This is a genomic window from Arhodomonas sp. KWT, from assembly GCF_010993615.1.
Map to the genome: position 1 here is coordinate 1 of NZ_WNXE01000789.1, position 775 is coordinate 775.

The 775-nt window shown below is 70.1% G+C and carries 1 protein-coding gene; it reads left to right on the top strand.

Going from position 1 to position 775, the window contains the following annotated elements:
• Positions 1-13: 13 nt before the first annotated feature.
• The coding region (locus G7A99_RS22415) for an FAD-dependent oxidoreductase (RefSeq protein ID WP_240466382.1) at positions 14-775 on the top strand (762 nt) is incomplete at its 3' end.

Consider the following 775-nt stretch of genomic DNA (forward strand, 5'->3'; position numbering starts at 1 on the left):
TGGCATGAGGCGGATGAACAGTGTGGATGCGGTCATCGTCGGTGCCGGCGCCGCGGGGGCGTTCTACGCACGCCACCTGGCGGAATCCGGCCGGTCAGTGGCGGTGCTGGAGGCCGGCCCCGGCTGGCAGCACACCGATCTTCAGAGCAGCCTGATCTGGGCCCGGCGCCTGCGCTGGGGTGGCGAGCAGGTGGTGACGACCGGTGAACATCCCTTCGGCTACGGGTTCAATGCCGGCTGGGGCAATGGCGGCGCGGCGACCCATCACTACGGCACGTGGCTGCGCCTGGACGAATCGGACTTCGAGATGCGTAGCCGTTTCGGCCGCGGCCGGGACTGGCCATTCGATTACGCCACCCTGCGCCCGTACTACGACCGCATCCAGAAGGCGGTCGGACTGTCCGGAGACGCGGAGGCGGAGATCTGGCGCCCGGCGGGCGATCCCTACCCGATGCCGCCGCTTGCCACCTTCGGTCAGGCCGAGGCCATCCGTCGCGGCTTCGACGCCATGGGCATGCATACCGCGCCCATGCCGATGGCGATCAACTCCCAGCCCTACGCCGGACGGGCCGCGTGTATCTATGACGGCTGGTGCGACGCCGGCTGCCCGACGGGGGCGCTCTACAACCCGCTGGTCCGCGATGTCCCCGGGGCGCTGGCCGCGGGCGCCGAGATCCGCAACCATGCGAGCGTCATCCGTGTGACCAGCCGCAACGGCCGCGCTACCGGTGTCGAGTACGCGGATGCCGACGGTGAGCGTTGTTTCCAGCCCGCG